General features: G+C 50.3%; 9 protein-coding genes and 1 pseudogene. 6 read left to right on the forward strand and 4 right to left on the reverse strand.

The window, feature by feature from the left end; translation table 11 throughout:
- The 6 genes and pseudogenes from C8E01_RS16970 to lysA all read left to right on the forward strand — a co-directional run bounded on the left by C8E01_RS16970 (position 1) and on the right by lysA (position 9,969).
- A complete protein-coding gene (locus C8E01_RS16970) occupies positions 1-1,200 on the forward strand; it encodes a beta-ketoacyl synthase N-terminal-like domain-containing protein (RefSeq protein ID WP_116544656.1) in 1,200 nt (399 codons plus the stop codon).
- Positions 1,201-2,345: 1,145 nt separating this feature from the next.
- Positions 2,346-2,711 (forward strand): annotated as a pseudogene (locus C8E01_RS22185) (hypothetical protein); the annotation flags it as partial.
- Between the two features lie 432 nt (positions 2,712-3,143).
- A complete protein-coding gene (locus tag C8E01_RS21965; protein ID WP_243409647.1) occupies positions 3,144-5,891 on the forward strand; it encodes a T9SS type A sorting domain-containing protein in 2,748 nt (915 codons plus the stop codon).
- A 114-nt stretch (positions 5,892-6,005) separates the two neighbouring features.
- Entirely contained in the window at positions 6,006-7,157 is a 1,152-nt protein-coding gene (locus tag C8E01_RS16980; RefSeq protein ID WP_116544658.1) for a transposase, read from the forward strand.
- A 342-nt stretch (positions 7,158-7,499) separates the two neighbouring features.
- The gene (locus C8E01_RS16985; protein WP_116544659.1) at positions 7,500-8,831 is read left to right on the forward strand and encodes an aspartate kinase; all 1,332 of its coding nucleotides are present in this window, start codon (positions 7,500-7,502) and stop codon (positions 8,829-8,831) included.
- Positions 8,806-9,969 (forward strand): diaminopimelate decarboxylase, encoded by a 1,164-nt coding sequence (gene lysA / locus C8E01_RS16990; RefSeq protein ID WP_243409648.1) that lies wholly within the window; start codon positions 8,806-8,808, stop codon positions 9,967-9,969. The genes C8E01_RS16985 and lysA overlap by 26 nt, the downstream gene beginning before the upstream one ends.
- A 99-nt stretch (positions 9,970-10,068) precedes the next feature.
- Here the strand turns inward: lysA and C8E01_RS16995 are convergent, their stop codons facing one another.
- The 4 genes from C8E01_RS16995 to C8E01_RS17010 all read right to left on the reverse strand — a co-directional run bounded on the left by C8E01_RS16995 (position 10,069) and on the right by C8E01_RS17010 (position 14,660).
- The gene (locus C8E01_RS16995; RefSeq protein WP_133242786.1) at positions 10,069-10,668 is read right to left on the reverse strand and encodes a hypothetical protein; all 600 of its coding nucleotides are present in this window, start codon (positions 10,666-10,668) and stop codon (positions 10,069-10,071) included.
- A 359-nt stretch (positions 10,669-11,027) separates the two neighbouring features.
- On the reverse strand, positions 11,028-12,287 hold the full coding sequence (locus tag C8E01_RS17000; RefSeq protein WP_116544662.1) for a homoserine dehydrogenase: 1,260 nt from the start codon (positions 12,285-12,287) through the stop codon (positions 11,028-11,030).
- Positions 12,268-13,326 (reverse strand): homoserine O-acetyltransferase MetX, encoded by a 1,059-nt coding sequence (metX, locus tag C8E01_RS17005; RefSeq protein WP_116544663.1) that lies wholly within the window; start codon positions 13,324-13,326, stop codon positions 12,268-12,270. The genes C8E01_RS17000 and metX overlap by 20 nt, the downstream gene beginning before the upstream one ends.
- Positions 13,326-14,660, reverse strand: coding sequence for an O-acetylhomoserine aminocarboxypropyltransferase/cysteine synthase family protein (locus C8E01_RS17010; protein WP_116544664.1), 1,335 nt, complete (start codon positions 14,658-14,660; stop codon positions 13,326-13,328). The genes metX and C8E01_RS17010 overlap by 1 nt, the downstream gene beginning before the upstream one ends.
- Positions 14,661-14,921 lie beyond the last annotated feature (261 nt).

Consider the following 14,921-nt stretch of genomic DNA (forward strand, 5'->3'; position numbering starts at 1 on the left):
TTGGAAGCAGAAAGAGAACATATCGTGATTAGAGGCTGTGGCGCTATCTCTCCTTTAGGTATAGATGAGCAATCTACGTCACAGGCTTATTTGACAGGTAGACCCGGTATTTCTGTTATACAGCACCAGGGGCAAGCAACTCCTGTGGCCGCGCTCTCTGCAGCGGGCGAAGACGCCTTACGAAAATTACAGACAGAGAACCCCAGCTATCGCCAACTGGACCGTTCCGTGCTGATGGCCATTTATGCTGCCCGTCAGGCAACTGAACAGGCTGGCTGGCTCAATCCTCAATCAGATCAACAGAATGACCTGGCCGTGAATATCGGTTCCTCCAGAGGAGCCACTGGCTTATTTGAGCAACACTATAAGAATTTTCAGCAGCAAAAACTGTCTGCTTCTGCCTCCCCTACCACTACATTGGGCAACTTGTCGAGTTGGGTGGGCCACGCCGTACATGCGGGCGGTGCACAAATCAGTCACTCTATTACCTGCAGCACAGCCCTAATGGCTGTTGCAAATGGAGTTGCCTGGCTGCGAGCAGGTATGGCCAGTCGCTTTCTGGCTGGCGGCACCGAGGCCCCGCTTACCGATTTTACTATTGCTCAGATGAAAGCGATCGGAATCTACTCTGGGATGCATGAGGCCCCATACCCATGCCAACCCTATGGTACTTCCGGTCAAAACACCTTTGTGCTAGGCGAAGGTGCAGCCGTGCTGGCTCTCGAGAAAGTATCCTCCTCTCAACTCATAAAGGGCGATGTGGTGATCGAATCTGTTGGTTTTGGCTTTGAGCAAATCAAAAGCAAAACTGGTATTTCCGCTGATGGACTCAATTTTCAGCAGTCTATGCGCCATGCTTTGTCTCAACTTCCCGAGCACAAACAAGCTATTGATGTGATCATTACTCACTCCCCCGGCACTAAGGCAGGTGATAAAGCAGAGCTATTTGCAATAGAATCATTGTTCAAGAATAATTCACCTTCCATTACGACTAACAAGCATCTGCTAGGTCATACATTGGGAGCCTCTGGTGCGCTCAGTTTACAATACGCACTGCACTTACTTGCTCAGCAACAAATTACCCTCCTGGGTTATACTTCTATACTTCCCAATAAAACCCCTGCAGCCGTAAATAGCATCATGGTAAATGCTGCAGGTTTTGGTGGGAATGCAACCACTGTTGTCCTTTCAATAGTATAGAACTATCCAGGATTAATTAAATTATTTACACATTCCTGATTCAATTTATAGATGCTCTCTATATAGCTGATTTATTGCACATTTCCTTTTTAAAGCCCTTCTATATCTTTTACCAAAATTGCACTGCTTTTTCAACCATTTCTCCTTGACACCCATACACTTAGCCTTATCCTTATCCTTTTTATTGATAAACCACTCATAACACCAGAAGCAGATTAGATTCAGAATATCACTAGATAAGCCTATAGCAATATAGAAGCTTAAAGATACAATTCATGGAAGAGTGAGGTGTAAAATTTAATCCAATTGCACACTAAAGTTTTATAGCACAGCAACGTATAACCCAATACAATCTAATAGTGAGAAGAAGGAGTAATGGCCTTATTTGAACTGTCAATTTTTGTATTGATTACCCTTTAACAGAGTACTTGCTATAACAAACTTTTACTTAAACTATGAAAAAACATATACTAGTCTCGTTACTACGCAGCAACCTGTTAGTTGCAATTTTTTTCGTGGTCACGATCGTCAGTGCTTTTGCACAATCACCTGGTTTGATTATTCGGGAAGCTGTAAATGGTGGGCAAGATATATTGGACCCGAATAACGATAATTATATCTCTACAACCCCAACCGGATTTTCAGGATCTTCAGATATAGGACCTGCGGTGAGTGAAATACCTTATCGGCCTTTGCCTACACTAACTCCTGAGCCTATTGGTGACATCAGGAGGGGAGAAGCGGGAGGCCATACTGATTTCGTCTCCCCTGCTCCATTGCAAGCTTTTTATGATGGTCAATATTTAATGTTTAGAATGCGGATTGGTGGCAACTCACCGTCACAGCGGGGATATAGTGTCCTCATTGACAGCGACGATACTTTTGCAGGAACCGGCGTTAACCCTGGATTTGAGTACGAGATTGTTTTCTCTTCAGGCTTTGATGTAAGTCTGATCCAGCACAATGGCACTTCAAGGCAAACCCTGTTAAGCGGAATTTACAGTCAATTTTCTCAACGTGCCGTAGCTGCCAGTACAGCAGGAGGAGACCCTGACTATTTTGTAGATTTTTATGTACCATTATCCGCTTTTAACGGACAGATTTCAGCTGCTACTCCACTTCGCTTGGCAGGCAGCACACTTAATATGGGTCAGCAAAGCGCACTACAGGATTTAAGTGTAGTCTCCGACGTAGCTGGCGTTAATTTCCAAAGTTATAATTACGACGCACTAGCAGCTTACCGTGATATTATCGGTACCTTTCCTCCAACTACACTCAATGATCTTGTAGCAGACGAAGTGGATGAAATCAGAACACTTGCACCAGTCATCGACTCTCCAATTAGAACGTCTACCACAACGATAACAGGAACTTCCCGTGAACCAGTAGGCACAATTATAACAGTATCACGTAACGGCACAGCATTAGGCACTACCAACGTTACGGAAGCGGGAACCTGGTCGCTTGCAGTACCGACAGGCACTACGCTCGCAATTGGAAATCAGATCACTGCTACTGCAACTGCAACAGGGCGACCAGCATCTGAGATTTCTAATACAGTGGTGATAACTGGAGTAGTTTGTACAACGGCAGTTCCTACTATTGGTCAACTACCCAACCCAAGAAGAGCTATCAATGGTACAGGTACTACGGGTGCAACTATTAGACTCTACCGCAATGGTGTGCTTGCCCAAACCACACTAGTAATTGATAATAGTTGGAGTGTCGTATTTTGCACTACTGGAAGCAATTGCATCCCAAACGGAGTTTATACAGCCACGCAACAAATAGATAACGAATGTGAATCCAATCCTTCAGAACCTGTAAATATTAGAAATAATAATATAGTAGACCCCTCTGCCCCTAGACCAACAATTGCAGGACCAATTTGTGCTAACACTAATAGTATCTCAGGAACAGCAGTTGCTAACGCTTTTGTAACTTTGCTCTTAAATGATGTTCCCTTATACCTCGTTAGGGAAACAAATAACGCTTATACTGTTCAGGCTAACGCTAGTGGCAATTGGAGTCTGACAGCGAACTTAGGTTTAGAAGAAGGTAATAGAGTTTACGTCAGGGCCAGAACGGCCTCTACTTACTACGGCCAATCTGACCCTACAACCATTGTTACAACCTGTCAATCAGAGTCTCCAGTTATAACAGGTGACTACTGCGGCACTACCACAACTGTATCAGGATCTTCTACAGAGCCGGCAGGCACTACCATCCAAATTTACGCAGGCGGTGAGGCTGTCGGAGGCCCTGGCCAGGTTAATGAAAACGGCTTCTGGAGAGTAACAGGTCTAGAAATTCCGGCAGGCACCGCTATCACAGCCACAGCCACAGCGCCAGGTAGCGATGAGAGTGAACCATCCGAGCCCGTAACTGCTACAGCACAAACATCTAATGAAGCACTCACTATTACCGGACCAATCCTGGAAGGCGCCAGTACAATAACCGGCACCGGTACTGGTGGTGCTCAACTGACCTTATATATTGGAGGTACACCTTTTACCCCAATCGTCATCCCACCAGATGGCAACTGGAGTCTGACCGGATTCTCATCTTCTGAACTATTCCCTGGTGCAGAGATAACCGCTACCGAAACTGCCACAGGCCTATGTGAAAGCGAGCCTATTGAGAGTCTTTTTGTAGAATGCAATCCCCTCACGACGACCTTTACTGTTTCCTCTGACTCGGAAAATGTCCTTTGTGGAGGAAGCGGTACAGTAACAGTGAGCCTGGGAGGGTCAGAAACTGGTGTAGCCTATACCATTGTCCTGCCTGATGGCACAACCAGTGGCAGTTCTGTAATGGGTACAGGCAGCCCTATCACACTTACTTCAGGACCAATTCCGAATGTAACTACTACGTCTCAAGATGTTGAACTTTCAATCAGAGCCAGAAGAGTTACCGGTAGCCTTGGGGATGAACTTCCAGAGAGTTGCTCTGCGAATCTGAATGAAACAATTACTAGAACTATTCTGCCACAACCGCCTACGAACTACACGCTGACTCCGCTGAGCAGTAGTATTTGTGCTGGCTCTACGGTGTCAGTGCAACTTGCCAACTCAGTAGAGGGCTTTACTTACCAATTCATTAATGAAGCAACAGAAGACCTGGTAGGCTCGCCAATAGCTGGTACTGGCAATCCGATAACACTATCAACCGGAGTAATTACAGCAAATGCAACATATGGAGTGGTGATCACTAACAATGCAAATGACTGTGTGTATGTAGATGCCGGACGTTTCAATGCGACTGTCTCTGGCCCGGCCATAGACAGACCATTCTTTACGCCAACTACTGCCGTCTGTGTAGGCGGGCCTGCTACTATCTTTTTAGCTACACAGAACAACTCAACCTATCGCTATAATGTCTATAGGATAGCTCCAAACGGAGCAGAAACACAGATTGGAACTAATATAGTAGGCACTGGTGATGTAGTACCTGTGAGTACGGGCACACTGAATCAAGCTGGTACATATACATTCTATGCAAGAGTGATTGGCGGTAACTGCCTTACTCCTGTAGAGTTACTTTCAAGGCCTACTATTAATGTTGACAATGTTGACGGTGTAGCTGATGCTGGTGGTGACAGAACCGTATGCGGTAGTGAAACAATTCTTACTGCAGCTGTCTTACCAGATCCGGGCACAGGTCGCTGGGATTTTTCAGGAGATTCAAGAGGAGCAATTATTACCAATCCAACCAGTCCTTCTACCACAGTTACCGGTCTTACGACAGGTACCTATACCATAACCTGGACCGTAACTACTTCCTGTGGCGGCACGACTTCTGATCCGGCAGTTGATCAAATTATACTTACCGTTAATTGCCCATCTACATATGTAATCGCTCCACCGAAATACCGAGACGACTACATACCAAATGATATATTAGCTACAGCAGTTGATACTGATGGCGGTATAATAAATGCGGTGCTACTTAGCGGCACTTTCCCTCCAGGAGCTGTACTTGATGCTGACAATGGCAACATATACGTTGGCGAAAACCCAGAAGCACTTGTAACGGGCATCTATACCTTTACTGTGCGGCTGACGGATGCGGTCGGCTCCGTAACTGAAGTTAGCCTGACACTCGAAATTCTGGAAGACTCCCCTGTCATCATCCCACTCCCAGTCGAACTAGTCTACTTCACGGCTACTGTCCGCAACAACCAGGCGCACCTGGAGTGGCTGACGGCTTCGGAACTGGACAACGACCGCTTTGAGATAGAGCGTAGCCTCAATGCGAGGAGCTTTGAGAAGGTTGGCACAGTAAAAGGCAAAGGCACGACCAGTCTGGAGACCAAGTACCAGTACACAGACCGCACACCGGTGCAGGGCACGGTGTACTACCGACTCAAGCAGGTGGATCTGGACGGGCAGTTTGCCTACAGCAATGTGATCGCGGTCAATGCCAAAGGCCTGGCGCGCGAACTGGCCACACAAGCGTATCCGAATCCGTTCCAGGACGTGATCAAGGTAACACTCACGGTGCCAGAGGCACAAGTCGCCGTTATGACCATCTTCGACATCAACGGTCGCCGTGTCATAACCAAAGACCTGGACCTGGATGCGGGGGTGAACGTGCTGGAGCTACAGCTCGGCCAGTTGCAGACGGGCATGTACATCCTCAAAGTGGTGGGGGAAGGAATGGAGTCAACCACCCGAATCATGAAGAACTAAAATCCAGGTATAACACCTGCAGAAAACATGAATCATCCCGAAGTTTAGGAATGGGATGAAAAAGAAAAACCTCCTGTTTTGTGGTTGTAAGGCCATTAAAACAGGAGGTTTTTTATGTTTTCTACCTTTTCTAACGCAACTGCCGGGGCTGATGTTTTCGCGCTGGCCCGTTTTTTCTCCCACCGCCTCGAAGTCTTTCTTTCCCCTTTCCTTGTCCGGCTCGATGAGCTGCTGGACCGCCGCCTGGTGTTGACCTTCCGGGGCCTGTGCCAGGCGCTGGTGCGCCACCGCAGCTGCTCCTCCGCTCTGCTGCTCTCGGAACTGGGAGGGGTGCTGCTCTCTCCAGGCAAAGCCCCGGCGGGCACCAAGCGCCTCTCCAACCTGCTGCGCAGCAAGAACTGGTCCTCGGAGGCGATCTCCGACTACCTGGCCGAAGGGGCCCAGCAGTATGTGGAGGGGCTGCTCGAGCAAGGGCGCGAGCTGCCCCTGCTGCTTTGGGACGAGAGCGTGCAGGAGAAAACGGAGAGCCTGCAGAGCGAGGGCCTCTGCGCCGTGCGCAGCGTGAAGGCTAAACGGCAGCTCAGAATCAAAAAGGGCTACTACGATCCCCCTACCCGCCAGCCGGTGCATGTTCCGGGCTTTCGGTGGGTGGACCTTTTGTGCTGCGGGCGGTGGGCGCCACCTCGGCTGGCCCGCTTTGCCTGGTGGACCGGCAGGGGCAAAAATGCCACCTCGCTGGCCCAAGTGCTGCTCTCGCTGCTCTTGTGGGCCCGCAAAACGTTTGGCAAAGCCGTGCTGCACGTCTTTGACCGCGGCTACGCCTCCAGTAAGTGGCTGGGACTGCTTTTGGCCCGGGGGGACCGCTTTTTGCTGCGCTGGCCCTCGAGCTATAAACTGGTGGACGTGAAGGGGCTTGCAAAGAACGCCTACCGCTTCTCGGTGGGCAGGAAGGCCTCCTCCTCGCGGGTGGTGCGCGACATGGTCCGCAAAGTCACCTACCGCCGCAGCCTGGTCTGGCAGCGCTGCCTGCACCCGGCCTACGACCAGCCCCTGACGCTCATCATCTGCCGGCCGGGCCGCAAGGGCCGCCAGCCCTGGTACCTGTTGACAAGCGAGGAGGTGAAAAGCGACCGCGACGCCTGGCAGCTGGTCTTTGCCTACGCCCGCCGCTGGCAGGTGGAGCAGGCCTTCCGCTTCAACAAGTCGGAAATGGGCATGGAATCCTGTCGTCTGTGGTTCTGGGACAACCGCATGAAACTGCTGTAGATCGTCACCCTGGTGTACGCCTTCCTGCTCTCCCTGCTGGAGAAGGAGCTCCGGGAGGCCGTATCGAATCTCCTGCGGCAGGGCTGCCACAGAACAGGAAAGCGGGGCAGGAAAACTCCCACACCGCTTTACCGCATCCGATTGGCACTGGCCAATCTCTGGAACCTACTCCTTCTAGCACAAAGTCAAACTCCGGGATGATTCATGTTTTCTTTTTTAACTGCTTATGACACATCTGCACTGAATTTACTAAATTTACAGCCAGATTTTGCTCACCCTAGACCTTGCAAAAGGCTATACCTGACCATCATCTGACTATACCCTTTATTTCAAACTGATTAGATGAAAGTTTTAAAGTTCGGCGGCACCTCTGTAGGGTCGCCTGAAAGAATGAAAGCGGTGGCGGACCTCATCAACGATGGATCGCCTAAAATTGTAGTGCTCTCGGCCATGTCGGGTACTACCAACCAGCTGGTACAGATAGCGGAGACGCTCTACCAGAATGCCAACCAGGAAGCCAATGCGCTCATTGATGCGCTACACGATAAATATAAACAGGTAGTAGAAGACCTCTACCTCACCAACGAAAAGAAAAAACAGGCGCTTGAGCTGATCTCCATTCATTTTGATCATATCCGCTCGTTCACGCTGGATCTCTTCACCATCTACGAAGAGCGAGCCGTGTTGGCGCAGGGCGAGTTGCTTTCTACGGCTTTGTTTCAGTTCTTCCTCGAAGAGCAAGGTATACAGTCCGTACTTTTGCCAGCTCTTAACTTCATGAAGATCGACGAGAATGAGGAGCCAGACAATACCTACATCAGCAAAAACCTGAAATTGGAGCTGGAGAAACACCTGGGTGTTAACCTGTTCATCACGCAGGGCTATATCTGCCGTAACGCTTTTGGTGAGGTCGACAACCTGAAGCGAGGCGGTTCAGATTACTCTGCCTCCCTGATCGGTGCAGCAGCCGGTGCCAGCGAAATCCAGATCTGGACCGACATTGACGGCATGCACAACAACGATCCACGTGTTGTAAAGAATACCTTCCCGATCGCGGAACTTTCGTTTGATGAGGCAGCAGAACTTGCCTATTTTGGAGCGAAGATCCTGCACCCCTCCAGCGTACAGCCCGCCAAGCAGAAGAACATTCCGGTGCGTCTGCTCAACACGATGCAGCCTGAAGCGCACGGCACCACCATTTCAGCCCAGACGGGACAAGGCGGCATTAAGGCAGTAGCGGCGAAAGACGGCATCACAGCCATCAAGATCAAGTCAGGGCGCATGCTTTTGGCCTATGGTTTCCTGCGCAGCGTGTTCGAGGTGTTCGAAAGGTATAAAACCCCGATCGACATGATCACGACTTCGGAGGTAGCGGTATCGCTGACAATCGATAACCCGAAGTTTTTAACAGAAATTACCCGTGAATTGCAGGAGTATGGGCAAGTGGAAGTTGACCAGGACCAGTCTATCATTTGTGTGGTAGGTGACTTTATTGCAGAACGCAGTGGCTCGGGACTGAAAATATTTGAGGCGCTCAAAGACATTCCGCTCCGCATGATCTCTTATGGCGGAAGCAAAAACAACATCAGCTTATTGATCAACACAACCGATAAAGAAAGATCCCTGATCCTGTTAAACGAGGGCATCTTTGAAAGGAACAACAGAAATGCTTAATCTCTCTTTGCAGGAGTTGCAGCAGCACGCCACTCCTTTTTATGTATACGACATCAACCTGTTGCGCCAAACCCTGCAGCAGGCCAGCCAGGAGGCCGCCAAGTACAACTTTCAGGTACACTACGCCCTGAAGGCCAACACGAACAGCCCTATCTTGCAAGAGATGCGCGCTGTGGGCTTTGGAGCTGACTGCGTAAGCGGCAACGAAGTGAAGTGCGCCATTGAAAATGGCTTTCCATCGCACTATGTGGTATTTGCAGGCGTGGGCAAGTCGGATGCCGAAATTAACTTTGCGCTGGATCAGGACATCTTCTGCTTCAACTGCGAGTCGAGCCACGAGCTGATCGTGCTGAACGAACTGGCGGAAGCCAAAGGCAAAACGGCCCGCATTGCCCTGCGCATCAACCCTAACGTGAATGCCAATACCCACAAGTACATCACGACCGGGCTCGAGGAAAACAAGTTCGGTATCAACGCCTGGGAGTTGCCCGATGTGTTGGCGCTGCTCAAAACACTGCCCAACCTGTCACTGATCGGTCTTCATTTCCACATTGGTTCGCAAATCACAGACTTGTCAGCTTTCCGCAACCTGTGCACGCGTGTGAACGAGTTTCAGGACTGGTTTGAGTCGCAGCAGATACAGTTGGAGCACATTAACGTAGGCGGTGGCCTGGGCGTGGATTACTACAGCCCAGACGAGCAGCCTATACCTGATTTTGAGGCTTATTTCTCGCTCTTCAACCAATTTCTGGAAGTTCGTCCGAACCAGCAGGTGCACTTTGAGCTTGGCCGGGCACTGGTAGCCCAGAGCGGCACGCTTATCTCTAAAGTGCTGTATATCAAGAAAGGTGTGTCAACGAACTTTGCCATTCTGGATGCCGGCATGACCGAGCTGATCAGGCCGGCGCTGTACCAGTCCTATCACAAGATCGAGAACATCAGCAGCGAGGGTGCAGAGGAACGCTACGACGTGGTGGGGCCCATCTGCGAGTCATCTGACTGCTTCGGGAAAGCCGTGGTTCTGCCAGAGACAAACCGTGGTGATCTGATTGCAATCCGTACGGCAGGTGCCTATGGCGAGGTGATGGCCTCGTCTTATAACCTGAGAGAAAAGGCCGCTGTCGTATACCTTGGGTAGCTCACGGGCACAACCATAACATAATATGAAATCCCCGCCTCCAATCTATGGAGCCGGGGATTTCTCACTCTTAACCCAAAACCATCACAATCAGGTATCTTACATGGCCAGCGAAACCACAAAATCTGGCTCTGCATGCTTAATGAATGGCTGCTTATAAAAGAAGTTAGCCATTTCAAGTGCATTGCCTCGTGAATTTTTGTCGGCACGCAGCACAAAAGTATCTTCGCTCAAGGCACTTACAATTTCAGTATTGGTAGCTGCACTCAGGTGCTTCAGCACTTGGGCAGCAGGTTGCCGGCCCTGTTCTACAGTCACTATAAATTCGTTTGATACGCCCAGTAACTGACCACCAGCCGATTCAAAATAAGGCGCGGCGTAACCAACAGCCGGATCTTTTGATATCTCGGCAAGCGCTACCTCTACCTGCCGACAGCTGAGCCCTGGGGCTAATTTAGCCGGATACAGCCTGGCAGAGTTCGACTGGACAGGTTGACCGAGTGCCTCAATAAACCCATGACGTTCTACCACAGTAGTGGCCTGCTCGGCGCTGAGTTCATCGCTGAATGACAGAAGCACCATGCCGCTATAAACCGTGCCTAAGGACTTTTCTGAATCATTAAAATAATAGGTATGTGAAATGCAGGATGCACCGCCGGCCGCCTGCATGGGATTCAGCAAACCAGGGTCAAATCGCACGTTCCGAATAGGCGAAACGTTGTCATTTCTACACGATGAAAATATAATTATCAGAAGTAGAGAGCTTAGCCAGGGTATATAGATTTTCATTGCTGTCGGGTATTATGAATCGTCCATAAATATTCTTTGTACGATAGTAAAACCACAAACAGATGAAAATGATAGCGTTATTTACATAAATATTTTAGAATATAATCATAAAAGCTCCAATCCAATTTATTAACACATAACTATACAATTAATGTACAATTAAAAATTATAATCATATAAAATATAAAATTGAATTATTCTTATAAAATAAAATCCCAATAACTATCTTTGCGTACTGTGCTTGCTTAGCATATCTAAAGCCAAACTTATTAGCCTCCTATAAGTATTGCTTCCTCACTTCTAAGCTCCTCTGGTATTTTATCAAGCGCTACATCCGACGGAATGGCCGCCACGAATATACCTTGCTGCTTCAGGTAGGCTTGGTGCTGCCTGAGCTGCTGCGGTGTCAGTGAAAGGATTACCTGACTTTGGTCTGTATCCCGGTGCTGATTGTCAGGCTGCAACAGTGCCACAAGTTCCGCGATTTGCGTTGGCTTACCCTGAAACAAAACGGTGAGTTGCTCATTCCCCAGCACGAAAGTCGCCTGGTTAGTGCATAGTTTGGGGTAGGTATAACGGTAGCCACGCACTGCAGCCGAAATGTCGGCCCACACAGCCGAGCCAGTCGGGTGACTGCCAGCGCCACGCCCTTTCAGGAATTGCTTTCCAGCGAACTGTGCCTCTATCTCCAGCCCATTGAATTCCGCTTCTACATCGTACAGCGCGTCTGTATCAGGTATAAATGTCGGCAGCACCTGCAGCGCCACTTGCCCGGTGGCGGTTGCCTGTACTGACCCCACCAGTTTGATGCGACAATTCAGTGCTGTTGCCAGCTCAACAACTTCAGGACTAATGTGCTGGATGCCAAAGTGCAGCACATCGTCAGGATGCACCAGCAACCCATAGGCATGCGCGGTCAAAATGCAGAGTTTGTGCAGCGCGTCTATACCTTCTACATCAAGAGCGGGATCCGCCTCAGCAAATCCCAATTCCTGCGCCTGCTCTAAAGCGGACTGATAACTGCCCCGCTCCGCGTGCAGCTTACTTAATATATAATTAGAGGATCCGTTCAGAATCCCACGCACTTCCACCAGCGGCTCCGATCCATAGTAGGCTTCCAGTGTGCGTAACACAGGTATACTGCCGCACACAGAGGCTTCATACAACAGTACACCCCCATGCCGCTGTTGCAGCTGAATCAGCTCGGGCAGGTTTTCGGCAACCACTTTTTTATTTGCCGACACCACAGTTCTGCCTTGCTGCAAGGCTTGCCGGAGAATGGAGAGCGCCTCTTTGGGATCGCTGATCAGTTCGGCAATGATGTCGAGACTTGGGTCCTGCAGTACTTCCTGCACATCATAAGTGAAAGCGGAGGCTGGCAATGTGCGTGGCTTCTCTTTGTCTCTCACACAGATGCTTCCGATCTCCCAACCCAGGTGTCGGTTGGCTTCTACTACATCGAACAACCCCTGCCCTACACAGCCAAAGCCGATCAGGCCGATGCGCTTCTTAAACTTCTGTATTTTCATAGTGAATGTGCTTTACTTTTTCTGTTTCATAAAATTCCCGGATGGCCTGCGTGAGCTGTGCCGTTTCCACTAAAAAGCCATCGTGTCCGTAGCCGGAGTGGAGGAGCGCGAAACGGGAGCCCGGCATCAGCCGGTGTAGTTGCTCTTGCTCTTCTATTGGAAAGAGCAGGTCTGTGTCCACTCCGACAAAAAGCGCTTTGGCCTGAAGCCGCTCCAGGGCCTTCTCAACTCCTCCCCTGTCGCGGCCAATGTTGTGCGAGTCCATGGCTTTGGAGAGCAGCCAGTAGGTATAAGCATTGAAGCGACTGGCCAGTTTTTCGCCCTGGTATACCTGGTAGGAGGCAGCCCGAAAATCGTCGGTGATGCTGTTGCCCGGCTCCTGCTGACTCGCTTCGTAACAGGTATAGTGTCTGTAAGAAAGCATGGCAATGGCACGGGCCGTTTTAAGGCCCGCTATACCTGCATCTATGGTATTGGTATGCCAGGTCGGGTCCTGCCGGATGGCCATGCGCTGGCTCTCGTTGAAGGCGATGCCCCAGGCCGAATGCCGTGCATTGGAGGCCACCTGTATCAGGTTTTCAAACACCTCCGGCTTTAGGATGGCCCACTCCAGCGCCTGCTGACCGCCCAGCGAGCCGCCGAGCAAGGTATGCACCTGCGCTATACCTAAGTCCTGCCGCAGCAGATCGAAGGCGCGCACGATGTCGCGGTTGGTCAGTTGCGGGAAGCTGTGGTAGTAGGGTTGTAGCGTTTCCGGATTAACTGTAAGTGGTCCCGTGGATCCATAGCAGCCACCCAGGGTGTTCGCACAAACCACAAACCAGTCCGCCGGTTCATATAGTTTTCCCTCGCCGAATAATTCGCCCCACCAGTCGGTGAAGTCCGAGCTGCCCGTGAGGGCGTGGCATACCCACACCACATTGCTTCGGTCTTGGTTGAGTTGTCCATAGGTTGTGTAGGCCAGTTGGAAGCCGGGAAGCAAGGCCCCTGACTCCAACTGGAATTGTTTCTGATAATGAAATACTAATTGTTCAGGCATTATGCTTCGTTCAATACAGGTTGTTCGTGGTGCTGCCGTACTTTGGCAAAAGCCTGTTCCAGGTCAGCTTTGATATCGTCAAGGTGCTCTATACCTGCGGATAGGCGCAGCAAGGTAGGCGTCACGCCCGCGCTCAGCTGCTCCTGCTCCGAAAGCTGCTGGTGGGTGGTAGAGGCCGGGTGTATGATCAGGGTTTTGGCATCGCCCAGGTTAGCCAGGTGACTGATCAGTTGCAGGCTGTTCACAAATACCTCCGTTTGCTTTTTGTCACCTTTCAGGTTGAATGAAAGCACGCCGCCATACCCTCGCTTGAGGTATTTCCTGGCCAGACCATGGTACTTGCTGGACGCAAGGCCAGGGTAGTTCACGCTTTCCACCTGCTCATGCTGCTCCAGCCATTCGGCCAAAGCGTGCGCATTCTGCACCGTGCGGTCCACCCGCAGCGAGAGTGTCTCCAGGCCCTGCAGTAGCAAAAAGGAATTGAACGGACTAAGCGCCGGACCGAAGTCACGCAGGCCCTCTACCCTGGCTCTGGTAGCAAAGGCGATGTTGCCGAAAGGTCCGTCAGATCCGAATACCTCCCAGAAGTTGAGTCCGTGGTAGCCTTCGGACGGCTCCGAGAACTGCGGAAACTTGCCGTTGCCCCAGTTGAAATTGCCGCCGTCCACGATCACACCGCCAATACTGGTGCCGTGGCCGCCGATCCATTTGGTGGCCGACTCCACCACTACGTTGGCGCCATGCTCCAGCGGACGGAACAAGTAACCGCCCGCTCCAAACGTATTATCCACCACCAGCGGAATATCGTGTGCTTTGGCCACTGCGGCGATCGCTTCGAAGTCAGGAATATTGAAGCGCGGGTTACCGATCGTTTCCACGTAAATCGCTTTTGTGTTTTCGTTGATCAGTTGCGCAAAGCTTTCCGGCTCGTCATTATCGGCAAAGCGCACTTCTATACCTAGTCGCTTAAAGGATACTTTGAATTGGTTGTAAGTGCCGCCGTAGAGGAAGCTGGAGGACACAAAATTGTCGCCGGCCTGCAGGATGTTATTGAGCGCGATGAACTGCGCAGCCTGTCCTGATGCCACAGCCACCGCCGCCACACCGCCTTCCAGAGCAGCAATGCGCTTTTCAAACACATCGGTGGTTGGGTTCATGATGCGGGTATAGATATTCCCGAACTCCTTCAGTGCAAACAGGTTGGCACCGTGCTCGGCATCTTTGAAAACATAGGAAGAAGTCTGGTAAATGGGCACGGCACGGGAGCGAGTGGTTGGGTCGATTTCCTGGCCGGCGTGCAATTGAAGCGTTTCGAAATGAAGTGTATTAGACATAGTCGTGCTGATTAAAATTTTGAAAAATATAGAATAGATTAGCTTGTTTTAAGACAAGAATGCAGAATTGGCTACAGACGGACGCTCACAGGATCTACCTGAGGCTCGACGGAATTGCAGCAAAAAAATCGGAGATTGGTCGCGCTAGCAACAGCAGCAACACATGCACATTCGGCTACAACAGATAGTAGCGCAGGTATGGGCATGCGAAATAACAGGCAGTTGATCTGCCAGTGTAGAAAATAAAAGAAGTTGTGTTGG

It is taken from the genome of Pontibacter virosus (assembly GCF_003096355.1).
Lineage (GTDB): Bacteria > Bacteroidota > Bacteroidia > Cytophagales > Hymenobacteraceae > Pontibacter > Pontibacter virosus.

Coding starts and splice junctions, on each gene's coding strand:
- C8E01_RS16980 (WP_116544658.1), top strand. CDS start 6,006: ATGTTTTCTACCTTTTCTAACGCAACTGCCGGGGCTGATGTTTTCGCG.
- C8E01_RS16985 (WP_116544659.1), top strand. CDS start 7,500: ATGAAAGTTTTAAAGTTCGGCGGCACCTCTGTAGGGTCGCCTGAAAGA.
- C8E01_RS17000 (WP_116544662.1), bottom strand. CDS start 12,287: ATGAAAATACAGAAGTTTAAGAAGCGCATCGGCCTGATCGGCTTTGGC.
- C8E01_RS17010 (WP_116544664.1), bottom strand. CDS start 14,660: ATGTCTAATACACTTCATTTCGAAACGCTTCAATTGCACGCCGGCCAG.
- metX (WP_116544663.1), bottom strand. CDS start 13,326: ATGCCTGAACAATTAGTATTTCATTATCAGAAACAATTCCAGTTGGAG.